Source organism: Streptococcus massiliensis DSM 18628, assembly GCF_000380065.1.
In the GTDB taxonomy this organism is placed as follows: Bacteria; Bacillota; Bacilli; order Lactobacillales; family Streptococcaceae; genus Streptococcus; species Streptococcus massiliensis.
Genome location: NZ_KB904442.1, coordinates 22,098 through 38,639, shown reverse-complemented (window position 1 = coordinate 38,639; position 16,542 = coordinate 22,098). Strand labels below are relative to the sequence as shown.

The 16,542-nt window shown below is 39.2% G+C and carries 14 protein-coding genes; 1 reads left to right on the top strand and 13 read right to left on the bottom strand.

Annotated elements, in window-relative coordinates:
• Nucleotides 1–207: 207 nt before the first annotated feature.
• The 7 genes from csn2 to prfB all read right to left on the bottom strand — a co-directional run bounded on the left by csn2 (nucleotide 208) and on the right by prfB (nucleotide 9,053).
• Nucleotides 208–870, bottom strand: coding sequence for a type II-A CRISPR-associated protein Csn2 (gene csn2 / locus A3I3_RS0109720; protein WP_018372495.1), 663 nt, complete (start codon nucleotides 868–870; stop codon nucleotides 208–210).
• On the bottom strand, nucleotides 860–1,204 hold the full coding sequence (cas2, locus tag A3I3_RS0109715; protein ID WP_026129776.1) for a CRISPR-associated endonuclease Cas2: 345 nt from the start codon (nucleotides 1,202–1,204) through the stop codon (nucleotides 860–862). The genes csn2 and cas2 overlap by 11 nt, the downstream gene beginning before the upstream one ends.
• The gene (cas1, locus tag A3I3_RS0109710; RefSeq protein WP_018372493.1) at nucleotides 1,201–2,067 is read right to left on the bottom strand and encodes a type II CRISPR-associated endonuclease Cas1; all 867 of its coding nucleotides are present in this window, start codon (nucleotides 2,065–2,067) and stop codon (nucleotides 1,201–1,203) included. Before cas1 ends, cas2 begins: the two co-directional genes overlap by 4 nt.
• A complete protein-coding gene (cas9, locus tag A3I3_RS0109705; RefSeq protein ID WP_018372492.1) occupies nucleotides 2,067–6,128 on the bottom strand; it encodes a type II CRISPR RNA-guided endonuclease Cas9 in 4,062 nt (1,353 codons plus the stop codon). The genes cas1 and cas9 overlap by 1 nt, the downstream gene beginning before the upstream one ends.
• Nucleotides 6,129–6,319: 191 nt before the next feature.
• Nucleotides 6,320–7,246 carry a permease-like cell division protein FtsX gene (ftsX, locus tag A3I3_RS0109700; RefSeq protein ID WP_018372491.1) on the bottom strand — a complete coding sequence of 309 codons (927 nt, stop codon included), beginning with the start codon at nucleotides 7,244–7,246 and terminating at the stop codon, nucleotides 6,320–6,322.
• The gene (gene ftsE, locus A3I3_RS0109695) at nucleotides 7,239–7,931 is read right to left on the bottom strand and encodes a cell division ATP-binding protein FtsE (RefSeq protein WP_026129775.1); all 693 of its coding nucleotides are present in this window, start codon (nucleotides 7,929–7,931) and stop codon (nucleotides 7,239–7,241) included. The genes ftsX and ftsE overlap by 8 nt, the downstream gene beginning before the upstream one ends.
• A gap of 26 nt (nucleotides 7,932–7,957) precedes the next feature.
• Nucleotides 7,958–9,053 (bottom strand): peptide chain release factor 2 gene (gene prfB / locus A3I3_RS0109690; RefSeq protein WP_115275948.1). Its coding sequence is split into 2 segments (ribosomal slippage): nucleotides 7,958–8,980 and nucleotides 8,982–9,053, totalling 1,095 coding nucleotides; the frame shifts between segments, so codons are not numbered across the junction.
• A 237-nt stretch (nucleotides 9,054–9,290) separates the two neighbouring features.
• On the opposite strand from prfB, the gene A3I3_RS0109685 reads away from it, so the two are divergent.
• Complete coding sequence (locus tag A3I3_RS0109685; RefSeq protein WP_018372488.1) at nucleotides 9,291–10,148, top strand: metallophosphoesterase; 858 nt, start codon at nucleotides 9,291–9,293, stop codon at nucleotides 10,146–10,148.
• A gap of 17 nt (nucleotides 10,149–10,165) precedes the next feature.
• Here the strand turns inward: A3I3_RS0109685 and A3I3_RS0109680 are convergent, their stop codons facing one another.
• The 6 genes from A3I3_RS0109680 to A3I3_RS0109655 form a co-directional block, all read right to left on the bottom strand.
• Nucleotides 10,166–10,588, bottom strand: coding sequence for a YjdF family protein (locus A3I3_RS0109680; protein WP_018372487.1), 423 nt, complete (start codon nucleotides 10,586–10,588; stop codon nucleotides 10,166–10,168).
• 148 nt (nucleotides 10,589–10,736) lie between these two features.
• Entirely contained in the window at nucleotides 10,737–11,513 is a 777-nt protein-coding gene (locus A3I3_RS0109675; RefSeq protein ID WP_018372486.1) for a DUF2785 domain-containing protein, read from the bottom strand.
• Nucleotides 11,513–12,175: a putative quinol monooxygenase gene (locus A3I3_RS0109670; RefSeq protein WP_018372485.1), complete on the bottom strand. Its 663-nt coding sequence runs from the start codon at nucleotides 12,173–12,175 to the stop codon at nucleotides 11,513–11,515. The genes A3I3_RS0109675 and A3I3_RS0109670 overlap by 1 nt, the downstream gene beginning before the upstream one ends.
• Nucleotides 12,176–12,184: 9 nt before the next feature.
• Nucleotides 12,185–13,090, bottom strand: coding sequence for an amidohydrolase family protein (locus A3I3_RS0109665; RefSeq protein ID WP_018372484.1), 906 nt, complete (start codon nucleotides 13,088–13,090; stop codon nucleotides 12,185–12,187).
• A gap of 108 nt (nucleotides 13,091–13,198) precedes the next feature.
• Nucleotides 13,199–15,895, bottom strand: coding sequence for a cation-translocating P-type ATPase (locus A3I3_RS0109660; protein WP_018372483.1), 2,697 nt, complete (start codon nucleotides 15,893–15,895; stop codon nucleotides 13,199–13,201).
• A 220-nt stretch (nucleotides 15,896–16,115) separates the two neighbouring features.
• On the bottom strand, nucleotides 16,116–16,502 hold the full coding sequence (locus A3I3_RS0109655) for a YwiB family protein (protein ID WP_018372482.1): 387 nt from the start codon (nucleotides 16,500–16,502) through the stop codon (nucleotides 16,116–16,118).
• Between the last annotated feature and the right edge of the window lie 40 nt (nucleotides 16,503–16,542).

The window sequence follows — 16,542 nt, the reverse complement described above, 5'->3', positions numbered from 1 at the left end:
CGTCCAGTTTTGGAACCATTCAGAACAACACAGCTCTAAAACGCAACTTGGAAAGTGTTTGCGAGTTTTGTGGTTTTGGAACCATTCAGAACAACACAGCTCTAAAACCTCGTAGAATGATTTTTTCTACAAAATTTCGTAATCGCGCTATTCGTCCCAGCTAGACTTCAGCCTGAATTAGTCCCAATAAACTTTTAGTTATTATAATTATATCATATTTTTTGCCATTAAGAAATAATCCTCATCCATGATATACTGCGGAAAATCATAGATTTCTCTCGGTTCAATAAACAAAGCATGTATATTGTTTAACTGAATATACTCAACTATGTGCGACATTTCTTCTTTTGAAAAGAAAGAACAACTATTTATAAAAATGAGCAATTTCTTTTTAGCTAAATATTTAAAAACTTGAATAATTTCAAGACATTTCTCAAAAATAGTATCACTTTGGGTCTCTATTTTGACCCCAAGAGCTTTAACTAGTTCTAAAAGCGTTATTTCATCATATGCTAAATCCAATTCATTTTCTAAACATTCAAAAGCAATTAAGTCGGTAATTTTTGAGCTCAACCGCTCAATTTCTGACTTGATTTCAGTTTTTTCGTTCAACTGCTCTTCTAGACTGCTATAAATGATTTTTAAAACTGAACTAGAATTAACTTCAAAACCTAAAATATCGCTGACAAGCATCACTTCTGATTCTTTTAAGGACTGATAATCTTTATCAAAAATTTTAAGTTCACTCTCTTCAGAATATTGATAGACTTGCTTCACAATATTTGCAAAAACAACTTGGTCCTTCAACACCAAAAAAGTTGTCTTATCCAGCGAAATCGGTGCATCGAGCAAGGGAAAATTAAGTTTCATCCGATAAATCCTCTCCTAAAAAGACCAAGCGGGAATCCGAATTAGCGATACACATATCTTTTTCACCACTTAAATAAATCATCCTTGAAAATTGCTTTTCGGTCACTGTCAACAAGATGATACTCCCTTTTTGGGGATTGTGTTCTTTCAAACGAGCAAGCATAGCCGTATTTGCTGAATTATTCAATAACAATTTGCTATAAATTGAAAATTGGTGCATGATAAATCCTTCATCAATAAGGAATTTTCTAAATTTTCGATAGGCTTTTCGCTCATCTGCCGTATCAACAGGCATGTCAAACATTAAAATCATTCGCATATATCGGTAACTCATATCCTAAACTCAGGAACTCCTTTCCCTTCATTATTGAGAGCTTTCACTACTTTTTTAGTGTAGTCACTGACTATGTTGGAAAGGTACATTTCCTTACCGTCATAAATAAAGGTGTCTGAAAAAATCGTCAACAATTCTCTTTTTATTTTTGTAAAAGGACTGTTTCTATTCTCATAAACAATGCGGTCAATGATTGGACGAAAAGGCTCCATTATGTCGCTAGCAAAGTTGAACTGATTAAACTGATTCGCATGTTTCAAACCAAATTGAGTCATACAACCAGAAACCACGATTTCACGAGCGAACATCGTCAATATCAAGGTATAGCCATAATTCAAAGCAATGTTAATCTCATTATCCTGGTCACGATTAAAATCATTTCCAAATAATGTATTAAAATAAATACGCGCCGCATGACCTTCCCGATTACTAGGATCGAATAATTCTAGACTATGATACAAATCAATAATTGATTGAGATTTTTCAAGAAAGCCACACTCTCCAAGATACATAGATTGATTGATAATCTTTTGAGCAATAATGTTTGTCCAAACTTCGGCTTTTATCTCATCTGGCCAAGCAATTTGCTTACTTAATTGCAAACTAGAATCATGGCGGGCATAATAGGGCATTAAGTAAGCCGTCGGATAACGCTTATCATCACAAAAGATGACTAGGATATTCTCATCAACTAATCGCTTAATGAGCATGGTGGACAAAACAATATCAGTCGTCTCCAAAAGCAAGATGTCAATCTCAGACAGATGAATTAACTCTGTCTGATAGGCATCTTTAAAAACCAAATGATTATTTTTGTAAGAAAGTTTTGAATGTGTCTTTACGACAACCGTTCGCCAACCCATTAGTTTTCCCCCAACTTACTCAAATCAATTCGTGTCTCATATAAACCCGTAACCGATTGGTGGATGAGAGTGGATTTGAGGCATTCAGTTGTTGAAGGATAGCGTTTCCTAGGAATTATTTGACCAAAGAATTTGAAATCGGTAGCGGCTCCCATCATTGTAAAATTCAAAAGAGCAACAAAAGATCTAGCCACTTCTTCAATCGGAGCATCAATGTTTTTCTGATAAATTTCTTCAATTTTACTCATATTGCTAGACGCCAAAATATACATATCATTAAATTTCTTTATACAATCTAATAATTCAGCAAATTCTGCTCTATGCTCTTCCAAATCATAGTCATCATCTTTTGATTTGACGAGCACATCAACCTTTTTAGCGTAAGATAAAAGTCGTATCAAATGCTCTGGAAGCAAAACTTGATTGCCTTTTTGTAATTCTCCTGAGCTTGCTAAAAGTCTACGACGCCCTTTTTCCATTTCAAACAGACTATACTTAGGAAGTTTAATTGTTTTCTCAACTCGCTCAAAACCTTTTTGAGCTAAAAATCGTTCTGGTTCTTTCTCATAATCTTTCTTCTCCATTCTTGAAATGGCAATGATTGTAGATTTTTTCTTAGGTTTTTTACCGTTTATATCTGTGTAGAAAATGGCTAAAGAGTAGCTTTCAGCTGGTTCAATAAAGCCCCCATATTTATCAACAGACCAATCTTTCTTGCGTGGAATAAGTTTATTATTATAACCTACTGCCATATTGGATTGCTTAAAGAGAGCGCCTGATTGTTCTTCTCGTTTTTTGACAATATTTACCGGACTAGAATAAATAACCTTTTTAACGATATTTTCAATTTCTTTTTTATCCCAAACAATTTCTCCTGTTTCCTGATCGACTTTTTTGTCTTTAGAAATAAATTTGAGGATATTATTGTACATTCTCATTCGTTCGGTCGCACTAATCTTACGACTAAAAATACTTTCTTTTACATAACTTCCATAAACTAATTCCCTTTCAAATTTTGGATAGACTTTAAGAAGGGCTTGCGCTACAACAGCATTCAAATAAGCGTCGTGTGCATGGTGATAATGATTTAGCTCACGAAGTTTATATAAATCAAAATTGGCTCTAAAACGAGAAGCAAAAACGGATTTTAAAGTGATAATTTTTGTAGTTCGTAACTTTTCACCGTTCTCATTTTTCTTGCGATTGAGTTTCTCATCTAATAGTCTTGCAACATGCTTGGTAATTTGTCGCGTTTCAACAAGTTGTCTCCTGATAAATCCAGCCTTATCTTCTTCCGTTAACTCTCCTTTCATCAGATAAGATAATTTAATATCGCTAATCAGTCCAGCAGCATGAAGCCTTCTCCATGTGTTCTCCATTTTTTCAACCACTTCTTTAGCAGGAACATCATCAAGTTTTTTGCGATTTCCTTTTGAAGTTGTTAAAACTTTATTGTCAAAGGAATCGTTTTTGATATAGCTTCGTGGAACAATATGGTCAACATCGTAAAAGGCAAGGCTATCTGGATCGCAGTTCAAAGGTTGACCTGTATACAAATCAATTCCATTTTGCATATAATACAAGAAAAGTTTTTCTTTTTGTAAGTCTTTATTGTCTTGGATCGGATTTTGTTTCAGTAAATCACTACCTAAAAGCTTAATTCCGTCTTCGATTTTTTTCAAACGTTGGGCGGAATTATCCCGTCCTTTTTGAGTTGTTTGATTTTCTCGAGCCATTTCTATAACAATGTTAGTAGGAGCATATCCCATTATCGCAATAATTTCGTCTACAATATTTAAACTTTGGAGAATCCCTTTCTTAATAGCAGGGCTGCCCGGAAGTGAGCTCACTAACGCCTGATTGGTATCAATATTTTCTATCGTTTGTGCTTTTCTAATGATTTCTTTAAAATCCAAGCCATCATCATTGATTAACTGCATCAGATTACGATTACTGAAGCCGTCATCAATTAAGTGCCCTAAAATTGTTCGATTTGTTTCACGGTTCCGAATACCGTCAATCAATTTCCTTGATAAATTGCCCCAACCAGTGTATTTTTTCCGAGCTAATTTTTTAATAATCTTATTCTCAAAAGGAATATTAAGTTCGCTCAAGCGCTTTTCTATCATTTTCCGGTCTTCAAAGACTGTCAGAATATAGATGATTTCTTCCAATAAATCTTTATTTTCTTCGTTATCTAGAAATTCTTTGTCACCGATAATTTTCAGTAAATCTTGATAGGTTGTATAAGAAGCATTAAATTGTTCTTCAACTCCTTTAATATTATCAATATCTATATAACCATATCCTAGTTCTTTTTCGATAAAATCTTTCAATTTTCTTTTAGTAACTTTTCGATAGCGTTTAAATAATGAATCAAAAATGTTTTCCTTGTCTGTTTTTGAAAAATAGACTTCTTTGCCACCTTCTGGTGTAAATCGTACTTTGGTCAATTCATTAAAGACTGTATATTTTTCATAAATAAGGCTGTGGCGCGGTAGCACTTTCTCATCTGGCAAATAAAGATCGTGCAAAGTCATCCGTTCAATAAAGCGACTAGCTGAAGTTTCCATATCAACAACTTGCTCAAAATTCCAAGGACGAATGGCTTCATCTGACTTTCTTTGAAGCCAGGCAAAAGAACTATTTCCTCTTGCTAAAGGCCCTACATAATAAGGAATTCTAAAAGTCAAAATTTTTTCAATTTTTTCTTTATTTTCTGCTAAAAAAGGATAATATTTACTTTGATTTAAAATAATAGCTTGCAATTCTTTTACATGCACCTGATTTGGAATAGCTCCGTTGTCAAAGGTACGTTGCTTGCGTAAGAAATCCTCTCGCTCTATCTTTTCAAGAAAATACTCTGCTCCTTCTACATCTATCAATAATCCCTTGCTAAATTTATAAAAATCGTCTTCAGTTACTCTCTTGGAAGTTGGCACCAAACCTCTCTTAGCATCTTTTTTATACAGACCGCTGACATAAGCTGCATAGCTCGGCTTAGTCAAGTCTTTAAACATTGTTTCATATTTTTCAGGTAACCGCTCTCTGAAAAAACGTTTAAAGGCTTTTAAGTCGTCTTTATGCTCTTCATAGCGCTTTATCATAGAGGCAGAGAGTGGAGCTTTTGTGTTTTTTTCCTTGACAGTCAAAATATTAGATAATAGTACAGCATCATAAACTTTCTTTGCCAAATCAAATAGAGCTGCATATTCTTCGTCAATCTTAGATAGTAATAGTTCTAAATCTTCTTCATAACTATCTTTTGAAAATTGGAGAGTTATTTTTTCTTCTAAATCAAAAACTTTCTTAAAATCCGCCTGATTGCCAAGCATCAGTTTCAAGAATTTATCCAAATTACCTGCAGCAGTTTCATCTGGGAACAAGCCTAAAATCGTTTCTACCCTTTTTGCCTTGCTAGAATTTTCTGTAAAGATTGCTTCGACTTTAGTAGTCGAGTCAAGTTTTGTCCCGAATTGAGTATTGTATTCTTCTATGAAGGACTTAAAAGAATCTTGAATACCAATATTTTCAATATCCAAATCCCCCTCAATTAAAAAATGACCTCTGTATTTGATAATATGAGCCAAGGCAAGATAGATGAGACGGATATCCATTTTATCAGGTGTATCAGCCAATGTCTTTCTCAAATGATAAATAGTTGGATAATTTTTATGATAATTCTTTTCCTCTTCAAGAGTACCAAAAATTGGATATTTTGAATAGGTTTTATCTTCTTCTACAAAGAAACTTTCTTTCAAACGGTGAAAAAAGTTTTCATCCGCTCTATTCATTTCTTCTGCAAAGATATGTTGCAAGTAACGAATACGATTGCGGCGTCGATCATATCTCCGACTTGTAGTACGATTCAAACGCCGTTCTACTGCCGTTTCACCACTATCAAACAACAAAGCACCAATCAGATTTTTCTTGATTGATTGCTTATCTGTATTTCCCAAAACTTTCATTTTTTTGGAAGGTACTTTGTAATCTTCCATTACAACTGCCCAACCCACACTGTTTGTACCGATGTCAAGACCGATTGAATATGGTTTTTTCATAAAACTGTCCTCTTGAATAAATTTATATTAGATAATAATATTATAACATAAAAACGCTTTCATATTGTAAAAATACATTAAAAGTTCATAAAATAATACTCGTCTACCTTTTGATTAAGAATTCAGATATAAAAAATAGGATAAATAAGTTGCAGGCTTATTTATCCCCAAATTTTGTTTATTGCTTCTATCTAAATCCTCAAGAAACGTCGCATGGAAATTGAGGAGCCAATTGCACCGATGATAATTCCGACTACAAACAAAAAGGCAATCATGAGTGGTACAAATAAATCAGGCTTAATCATGGATAGATTTTGCTCAATCAGCGGACGATTAAAGGATTTATAAATCATGTCGTAAAGGAAGAAAACTAGTGTTGCTGGAATGGCTGCTCCAAGCAGACCCAACCAGGCTCCTTCTAGCAAGAATGGACCACGGATATAACTGTTTTTAGCCCCCACCAGACGCATAATTTGAATTTCTCGGCTGCGCGAAATAATCGTAATTCGAATAGTGTTTGAAATGAGAAAGACTGCAACAAATACCAATAAACCTGCCAAAGCCATTCCCCAAACTTGGATAAAGTTGGTCAAGGCAAACAGTTTTTGAGTATTGGCTCCACCGTCTTGAACCTCAGAAACGCCTTCAATCTTTCTAGCTTCAGCAGAGACGGACTTGACCTTTTCTGGCGACGTCGCGTCAACGATATAAGCATCGTAGAGCGGATTTGCATCACCACCAAATAGTTTCCAGTCATCACCCATGACCTCTGTTAACTTTTTAAGCTGCTCTTCTTTGCTAGAAAAAGTCACCTTATCAACGTCTGAAAGTTTATTAAGTGCATCATAAATTTTATGGTAGTTTTCATTAGGTCCTTCTACCCCGTCCTTAACAATCGTTTTGCTATTATCTGCTGTATCAGCTCGCAAGTAAACAACTACACGAACATTTTTTTGAATATCGCTTGCTAACTTTGTTGTATTCAAAATAACTGATACAAAAATTCCAACCAAGGTCAAGGTAATCATCACCGTACTGACAGCTGCAACGGTCATCCAACCATTTCGCTTGAGGCTTTTGAGCGATTCTAGCAAGTGACGGAAAAATCTACTAATCATCGTATCCGTATTCTCCTTCCGCTTCATCGCGCACCACGCGCCCATTTTCGATAGCAATAACGCGGTGACGAAGTGTATTTACAATTTGGCTGTTGTGAGTCGCCATGAGAACGGTCGTTCCTTGCAGGTTGATCCGCTCCAAGAGATTCATGATTTCCCAAGAATTATCTGGGTCCAAGTTCCCTGTCGGCTCATCGGCAATCAGCACTTTTGGATTGTTGACAATGGCACGCGCAATGGCAATCCGTTGCTGCTCTCCACCTGAAAGTTCATTGGGGAAAGAACGAACTTTATGTTTTAGACCGACTAAATCTAAAACTTCCATAACACGTTTTTTTATGTGGCTACGGCGTTCTCCGATAACTTCCATAGCGTAAGCAATATTTTCATAAACCGTCTTTTTAGGAAGCAATTTATAATCCTGAAAGACTACGCCAACGTTACGACGAAGCATAGGAATATCCCGTTTTTTGATTTTCGCAAGGTTGAAACCTGCTACTTGCAAACTCCCCTTGTCCAGTTTAATTTCACGATAAAGCAGACGAATAAAAGTCGACTTTCCCGCCCCAGAAGGTCCTACGATATAGGCAAATTCTCCTGGATGAATGGTAACAGTCACTCCGCGAAGTGCTGTTGTTCCGTTGTCATATTTTTTGACAACATCTCTCATATCAATGATTGCCATATTTGAAATCATTTTCCTTTCTAACATTAACTAATTCGCCATTTGAGATAGGCATCAATAAAGCCGTCTAACTCTCCGTCCATAACCTTGTCCACCTGCGCTACTTCGTAGTTGGTACGGTGGTCTTTGACCATGGTATAAGGCGTGAACACATAAGATCGAATTTGGCTTCCCCAAGAGATTTCTTTTTTATCACCCTTGAGCGAATCCACTTCGGCAGCTTTCTTTTCTTGCTCTAATTGATAGAGCTTAGCCTGCAACATCTTCATAGCTCGGTCACGGTTGCCATACTGAGTGCGGTCGACCGTTGACTGGGTCACAATTCCTGTCGGAATATGGGTTAGGCGAACACCTGTTGAGACCTTGTTGACATTTTGTCCACCAGCTCCACCCGAGCGGAATGTGTCCATTTTTACATCTTCGTCACGAACTTCAATCTCAATCGTGTCATCCAGTTCTGGCATGACTTCGACTGATGTAAAGGAGGTGTGACGGCGCTTTGCTGAGTCAAAAGGTGAGATACGCACTAAGCGGTGCACGCCCATTTCTGACTTGAGCAAACCATAAGCATGTGGTCCTTCAAAGGACAAGGTGACAGACTTAATTCCTGCTTCATCACCAGCCTGATAATCCAAGACTTCCACTTTAAAGCCCTTGCTATTGCCAAAACGCGTGTACATGCGCAGCAACATATCGCCCCAGTCCTGAGCTTCTGTCCCGCCTGAGCCGGGATGAATTTCCAGAATGGCGTTGTTACTATCATAAGGCTCTGATAACAGCAAGGTCATCTCATAGCTGGTCATCAGCTTTTCTAGCTCCAGCAATTTTTCCTCTAGCTCTCCTTTGACAGAATCATCTTCTGCCAAGAATTCCAAGAGAATTTCTGACTCATCAAAAAGGTCAGTCATCTGCTGAAAATTCTGATAGGTCTGCTTGAGTTCACTTAGCTCTTGCGAGGTCTTTTGGGCTGACAAATTATCATTCCAAAAGTCAGGCTCGGTCATCTTATTTTCCAAGATAGCAATTTCTTCTTCCAAGCCTTCTAAGTCAAAGAGACCTCCTAAAGGACATTAATTTTTCACGGTTAGCATCAATTTTTTGGCGAATTTCTGCGTTATCCATAAAGTACCTCTTTTCTAGTATCATTTTATTCTATCATAAATTAACTGTTTTTGCGACTGCTAAGAGCAAATCATTTATCTATTCTAAAATAATTTTCACAAATGAACAAGCATTGAGGCTTCACGTTAGGGAATTGTTAACTTTGTCTTTAACCTGTAATCTTCTGACTTATTCTATCACAATCATCCACCTGTCAAATTACAAGCTTTTCAGTCTAATTTATGCTACACTAGAGCCATGACCAAACTAGCAATTATGAGTGATTTACATATTGATTCCAATCAGTTTAAAAATTTTGAGACGGAAATCCTGATAGAAACCTTGCAGGCAGAGAATATCCAGCATTTGCATTTAGCCGGCGACATTTCAAATGATTTCTACAGGTTGAGCCAAGATTTCTTGCAGACCTTGAACCAGCATTTTGAGCTTTCCTTCAATATTGGAAACCACGATATGTTAGGAATGACTGAAAACCAGATTCGTTCGCAAGAATTTTCTGTAAAAAAATTTCCTCACTTTAGTTTGGTCAGTTTTACTGGTTGGTATGATTACACTTTTGTTCCTACACTTTCTGAAGAACAACACCTAAAAAATAAACAACTTTATTGGTTTGATAGACGCCTAGAGCGTGTGGGAACAGATAAGGAAATCACCGAACGCCTCTTGCGAGAATTAGACGAGCAACTAAAACAAATCGAGGGCCCGATCATTCTTGCTACTCACTTCGTTCCACATGAACGGTTTACCCTTCAACATCCTTATTTTGAGCGTTTCAATGCCTTTTTAGGTAGCTCACATTGGCATGATCTTTTCCGAAAATATCCTATCACAGATGTGGTTTTTGGCCACACTCATCACCGATTCCCCTTAACTACAATTGACGGCATAAACTATCACTGTAGACCTCTCGGCTATCAACGCGAATGGCAACTAGTTTCTGACTTCTTTAAAGAATATCCACAGTATCAGATTGATAAGATGTATCACTTGCCCAAACGCTTTAAAGCTATCAGAGATTTATCTGAATTTAAAACCTACAAAGAAAAACACCTGGCAACTGAATTTAAAGAAGCATTGTCAACTTTTGAAATATAAAAAGAGAAGCATAAAGGTCAATGCCCCTTGTGTTTCTCTTTTTTCTTTTCTTGTCTGAGTTGAAATCGATGGTCTTTCTCGCACTGTTTTTGCTTTTTACTAAGCTCATGCTTCTTTTTCTTTTTAAAAGCTAATTGAGCTTGCAATGCCTCCTGCGCTTTAGTGCTAGTTGTCATCTGCTGCATTGCCTTTTGATTTTCCCTTTGCATGCGTTTGGGATTCACTCGCTTTTCCTTGGCAGTCACTTCAACTGTCGGACTAAAATCTAAATCCACAAAATCTTGTAAAATCAATCGATAAATCTCATTTGTTTTGGGTTCTACACCAAAAACATAACGACAAACAGACAAATTCCCAGCCTCTTCGCGCTCAAACAGCCCAACCCAAAAAGGATTTTCGAAAAACACACTGAGTTTCATACTCACCTTCTTCATTGTCATGAAGCCTCCTTAAAGTTACTGTAAAGAAGGGACGACCAAGGAGGAAGGTTACTAGTACATCTTTATGTACTTCTGGACTACCAACCAGAGAGCTCTGCTCTGTGTTTTTATCTTTACAGAGTGATTATATCACTTTTGAAGTATCAGCTCAATACTGAATAAAGTTCTCGATTCCTATTTTTAGACTTTTTGAAAGTTGATTTTCTTTATTAACTTGAAGATAAATATCAAGTAAAAAAGAGCAAAAAGTTTCATATCGTTGATAATCTAGAGGTGTAACAAGTGGAAAATTTAAGCTCGCAAGCCAAGTGACAACTAGCTCTTGTTCCAACCTTTTTTGATAAATGGGTAAATAAAGTACACGCGCTAAACGCCACTCTTCTCCATTTGTAGGACGCAAAGGTAAATTCAGAAAAGTCTCTTTCAAAATTGTCATAATAGAAGTCCACTTTTCAGTTGGAAAGTCAGGGTGAACTACCGCAGCGACTAAAAAATCTGCTCCATGTGCATGGGCGTGAATCCAGCCATTTTTTGCATCATAACCCACCCAATCTTTTTCATCTACTAAGTAAGAAATAGCTGCTGCAAAGAGAAAATTGCGGTCATCAGCTTCTAAAAATCCAACAAAGGGAGTGGTTACATCACCATCTACCTCCAAAAGATTTGAATACAGAAGACAAGTAAAAGATCGGGTCAAAACACTTCTAGCTCTTAACAGTTCACGCTTACGACTTTCAGCCATTAAAAATCGCAGCTGGTCAATCGTAAAATATGCTTCTATGATTCCTTTGGTCAGGCTCTGATAAACCAGCTCATCTCTCACTTCTGGATCAGGATCACCGATATGCTCCAAAAGCCAAGCCAGTTCGTCCATGGTATAAGGAGCTGATTTACTGCTTAATTTATGTAGTAATTCTTCTTTCATTAACTACCTCTTTCGAGCCGCAATCCACCCTTACTAACAGCTGTTTCATTGACAAGGTTGATCAAACATTTATCTAGCACCATATCGGCTGTTTTTGAAATATATTCTTTAAAATGAGGCGTTTCACGGTGAAAATCGTAAGCTGCACTATTTTTATAAACCTCAAAGAAAATCCAGTGTTCTTCTTGTCCTGCCACATGAGTAGCATACATAGCAAGGACTCCTGCTTCTTTATCAATGGCAGCCTTCATTTCTGCAAAAACGACTTTACGGAACTGATCAACTTGATCTGCTTTCAAGGTTAGCTTGGCCAGTTTAACAGTTAGTTCACGATCAGTCGTTTCAACTAAAGGCTGGTCTTTTTCAAGTAAAAGTTCGGGTACTAAGTCATAGGCTAGCCGCTCCATCAAAAGTGAACCAGCTGTTTTGACATAATTTTGAAATTGTGGAGATTGCCGATGACTTTCGTAGGCTGCCTCGTTTTCATAGATTTCAAAAACTCGGGCGCAATTTTTATCAGTAGCAAGGTGACTTGCATACATAGCAAGGGTTCCAGGCTCTGTTTCATGTGAAGTGAGAAGATTTTCTTTTCCTACTTCTTTAAACATTGGATAATGTTCTACATCATACGTTAACTCAAAAAAATGGATGGTTGGTTTCATGATGACCTCCTAAAAGAAAATACGTTCAGCATTGCCAGACAAAATAGATAAGCGTTCTTCACTCGTAATATCCATTTGGTCGATGGCCTGCAAAATCGCTTCTGTTGAGCCGGCTGGTGCAATTCCCAAAGGAGCATCTGTTCCAAACAGAACATGTTCTGCTCCGTAGTAATCAACAGCCAAATCCAACGCCTTTGGATTGCCCAAGATAGCGGTATCTACATAGAATTTTTTGAAATCCAGTGCTTGCTCCGCTGGTAAAATATGATGAATCCGCTCAGCGAAAAATGGCACCATGGCTCCCGCATGATGAACAATAATCTTAAGATTAGGGAATTCTTTAAACATTCCAGCCTGTACTAACTGGAGCATAGCTTGTGTTAGTTCATATTCCCAACTAAAAACGATGTTATTGTCAGGTTTGCGTTCATCAAATACTGGATGCAGTAGAATAGGCACGTTTAGACGAGCACAGGTTTCAAAAACAGGACGAAAGCTTGGATCTGCAATACTCTTTCCCAAAGCGCGCGTAAAGAGCTGAATAGCGACTATGCTAGTGCTTTTAGAAACTTGCTCAACAATGGCACAAGCAGCCTCTTGGTTATTCATTGGCACCATGGCCACGCCTGCAAGAAACATATCCGAGTGATGATCAACTGCTTCTAGCATTTCTTGGTTGGCAAAAGCACACAGTTTCGCAGCATCATCTGGTTCAAGATAATCCTCGGGATTGACATTGACATAGGATATGATCTGTTTGGTCTCACCATCCCAAAATTTCCGCCGAAGTTCAAAATCTTGTAAATGTGGATGTTGAATAAAGGGAAAAAGCTCTGGTAACTGCGGCTCAATTTTAAGCATTTTCTGATAAAAATTTGGCAGTAAAACATGAGCAAATACATCGATTTTCTTCATAGCAAAACCTCTCTTTTATTCTATTTTAAGCTCTCAATAAAAGAAAGTCAAAGGAACACTAAAGATAAAAAAGTGCCAAATGTAAATTCATTCAACACTTTTTCTTTTTTAAATCGCATTCTTATCCAAGCCCATTTTGCGCTGGACAAATTTGACAATTTCAACGATGATAATCATGGAGAAACTACCCAAGAGAACAGCTGCCCATTGGGATAGGTTAAGTTTGGTCACATGGAAAATTCCTTCCAGCGGCTCAATCAAAATGGTTGAAGCTAGCAGGACAAAGGAAATCAAGATTGACCAGTTGAAGGTCTTAGACTTGAATGGGCCAACAGTCAAAATAGACTGGTAAACCGACTTGACATTAAAAGCGTGGAAGAGCTGGATGAGACCCAGAGTTGCAAAAGCCATAGTCAAAGCATCCGCATGAATGGCTGAATTGTCACCGACATGGACAGGATTGCTAATCGCCCACCAATAGACACCTAGGACTAGAGCCCCTTGCAGAAGACCTTGATAAATAATGGAACTCATGACACCGCCTGAGAAGAAACTAGACTTGCGTCCACGCGGCTTGTGGCTCATAACGCCTGGCTCAGCAGGTTCAACTCCTAGAGCAATCGCTGGGAAAGTATCCGTTACCAAGTTAATCCAAAGCAGGTGAACCGGCTGCAAGACGTCCCAACCAAAGAGAGTGGCAAGGAAAATGGTCAGCACTTCGGCAGTGTTTGCAGAAAGAAGATACTGAATGGTCTTTTGAATATTCGAGAAGACCTTGCGCCCTTCCTCAACCGCTACGATAATGGTCGCAAAATTATCATCGGCAAGAACCATATCAGAGGCCCCCTTAGAAACTTCTGTACCTGTAATTCCCATACCGATACCGATGTCCGCCGTTTTAAGGGCTGGCGCGTCGTTGACACCGTCACCCGTCATGGCAACGACCTTGCCTTCATTTTGCCAAGCCTTGACAATCCGTACTTTGTGCTCTGGCGACACGCGCGCATAGACAGAATACTGACCGACCACTTTTTGGAATTCCTCGTCGCTTAATTCATTGAGCTCGGCACCTGTCAAGACATGGTCTTCACTGTCGCCCTCTTCAATGATACCCAAACGTTTGGCAATGGCTTCTGCTGTATCTTGGTGGTCACCCGTAATCATGATTGGGCGAATACCTGCTTCCTTAGCCACACGAACAGCCTCTGCCGCTTCTGCCCGCTCAGGGTCAATCATGCCGACCAAACCAGCGAAAATCAAATCAGCTTCGACCGTTTCAGAAGTCAAATCGGCTGGAATTTCATCAACAATCTTGTAAGCTCCTGCAAGCACACGCAGCGCTTGGTGAGCCATATCCGAGTTATTAGTCTTGATGAGTTGCGAAATTTCTTCATCAATGGCAGCGACTTCTCCTGCCTTATCACGAGACACACAGCGCTTCAAGAGCTGGTCTGGCGCACCCTTGACAGCGACCAAGAATTTCCCATTTTCCAGCGGATGAATGGTCGACATGAGCTTGCGCTCTGAGTCAAATGGCAATTCCGCTACACGCGGATATTTCTCCAAGAAAGCCTTGACATCCAAGCCCTTGTCCAAGGCAAACTGGATGAAAGCCGTCTCGGTCGGGTCACCGATGAGCTTGCCTTCTTGGTCAATCTTGGTGTCGTTAGCAAGCACCACTGAGCGCAGAACTGGCAAATCAAGCCCCAGCGATAATTCATCAGCAGACGCATGTAAGCTGCCGTCGTAGAAGACTTTTTCCACGGTCATCTTGTTCATGGTCAGGGTTCCCGTCTTATCAGAAGCGATAATTTCTGTGGAACCGAGAGTTTCAACGGCCGGCAATTTCCGAACAATGGAATTGCGCTTAGCCAGAACCTGCGTTCCCAAGGCAAGGACAATGGTAACGATAGCTGGCAGCCCTTCTGGAATGGCTGCAACCGCCAGAGCCACACTGGTCATGAGGCCGCTCAAAGGATTTTCCCCGCGAACAAATACAGAGACGACAAAGGTAATGGCAGCAATGACCAAAATCAGATAGGTCAAGAATTTAGACAGTTGATTGAGATTTTGCTTGAGCGGTGTGTCCGTTTCATCCGCCCCTTGCAGCATACCTGCAATATGACCGACTTCCGTGAACATTCCCGTATTGACAACAACCCCAGTCCCGCGACCGTAGGTCACATTTGAATTTTGGAAAGCCATATTGACGCGGTCACCAATTCCCGCATCAGCTGCGACTTCAACCGTCAAGTCCTTTTCGACTGGCACGGATTCTCCTGTCAAAGCTGCTTCTTCAATTTTGAGAGAATTGGCCTCCAAGAGACGCATATCTGCTGGAACCACGTCGCCTGCTTCCAAGATGACAATATCACCTGGAACCAGCTCTTTAGAATCCACTTCTGCCACATGCCCGTCGCGTAGCACGCGGGCGAGGGGACTTGACATGGACTTGAGCGCCTCAATGGCTTCCTCAGCTTGCCCTTCTTGATAGACACCAAAGGCAGCATTTAGGACAACGACCAGTAAGATGATGATAGCATCTGTTAAACCATGCATTCCCTCCGTAACAACGGACAAAAGCGCAGCAGCCAACAAGATGATAATCATCAAATCCTTGAATTGATCGATGAATTTCATCAAGAGAGTTCTCTTTTCACCCTCATCTAACTCATTGCGACCGTACTCAGTCAGACGCTTTTCGGCTTCGCTTGAGGTCAAGCCCTGCTCTGAGCTATCAACTTGGCGCAAAACTTCTTCGGGTGCCTGCGTGTGAAATGCTTCGTGTTTTTGTTCTTTTGACACGATGTAGTCCTCCTATATTTCCAAGGCATCTTTTTTATCCCAAAACTGTCTTTAGAATACAAAAAAGAGACCTGTTTGTAACAAGTCTCGCTATTTCATCCAAGGCCGGAAATTGCTTTCGTATTGACGACCTTGACGCGGATATTCCGCCAGCTACTCCCTTGAGTGTCTTTATTATAACGAAATTTCACTCAACTTTCAAGTGAAAATCCCTAATTTTTTAAGACCAGGAAATTTGTAGTTTGTAGTGGGCAAAAACCTGCTGGCTATCAATTGTGGTCAATCGGTAGTGCAAGTTTAGGGTTTGCTGGGGCAAATCAAGCGCGTAAAATTCGGTTTGCGTCAGAAAATGCTGGAGCCCCAGAGGCGTATGAATAGCTACCTGCGCAGCTTCATTTTTCAGAAAACGCATCATCGATTTGGGCTCAGAAAAGCGGGTCATAACGAGCTCCTGGTCGTTAAACTTGAGCACGACCTTCTCAGCCTCCTCATTTTGGTAGAGGAGATAGTGATAATCGCCCTTCTCCTTCCACTCGACCGGGTAAAGCTGGTCAATCAACTCGATTTGTCCGTCTAGTTCAATTTGATTTTTAATGCTGATTTTCATATTTGCATCCTTTGCTCTTTTCTTCTCTTCATTTTACCAA

Coding starts and splice junctions, on each gene's coding strand:
- A3I3_RS0109670 (WP_018372485.1), bottom strand. CDS start 12,175: ATGAAACCAACCATCCATTTTTTTGAGTTAACGTATGATGTAGAACAT.
- cas1 (WP_018372493.1), bottom strand. CDS start 2,067: ATGGGTTGGCGAACGGTTGTCGTAAAGACACATTCAAAACTTTCTTAC.
- A3I3_RS0109655 (WP_018372482.1), bottom strand. CDS start 16,502: ATGAAAATCAGCATTAAAAATCAAATTGAACTAGACGGACAAATCGAG.
- A3I3_RS0109675 (WP_018372486.1), bottom strand. CDS start 11,513: ATGAAAGAAGAATTACTACATAAATTAAGCAGTAAATCAGCTCCTTAT.
- ftsX (WP_018372491.1), bottom strand. CDS start 7,246: ATGATTAGTAGATTTTTCCGTCACTTGCTAGAATCGCTCAAAAGCCTC.
- ftsE (WP_026129775.1), bottom strand. CDS start 7,931: ATGGCAATCATTGATATGAGAGATGTTGTCAAAAAATATGACAACGGA.
- A3I3_RS0109665 (WP_018372484.1), bottom strand. CDS start 13,090: ATGAAGAAAATCGATGTATTTGCTCATGTTTTACTGCCAAATTTTTAT.
- cas2 (WP_026129776.1), bottom strand. CDS start 1,204: ATGAGTTACCGATATATGCGAATGATTTTAATGTTTGACATGCCTGTT.
- A3I3_RS0109680 (WP_018372487.1), bottom strand. CDS start 10,588: ATGACAATGAAGAAGGTGAGTATGAAACTCAGTGTGTTTTTCGAAAAT.
- A3I3_RS0109685 (WP_018372488.1), top strand. CDS start 9,291: ATGACCAAACTAGCAATTATGAGTGATTTACATATTGATTCCAATCAG.
- csn2 (WP_018372495.1), bottom strand. CDS start 870: ATGAAACTTAATTTTCCCTTGCTCGATGCACCGATTTCGCTGGATAAG.
- cas9 (WP_018372492.1), bottom strand. CDS start 6,128: ATGAAAAAACCATATTCAATCGGTCTTGACATCGGTACAAACAGTGTG.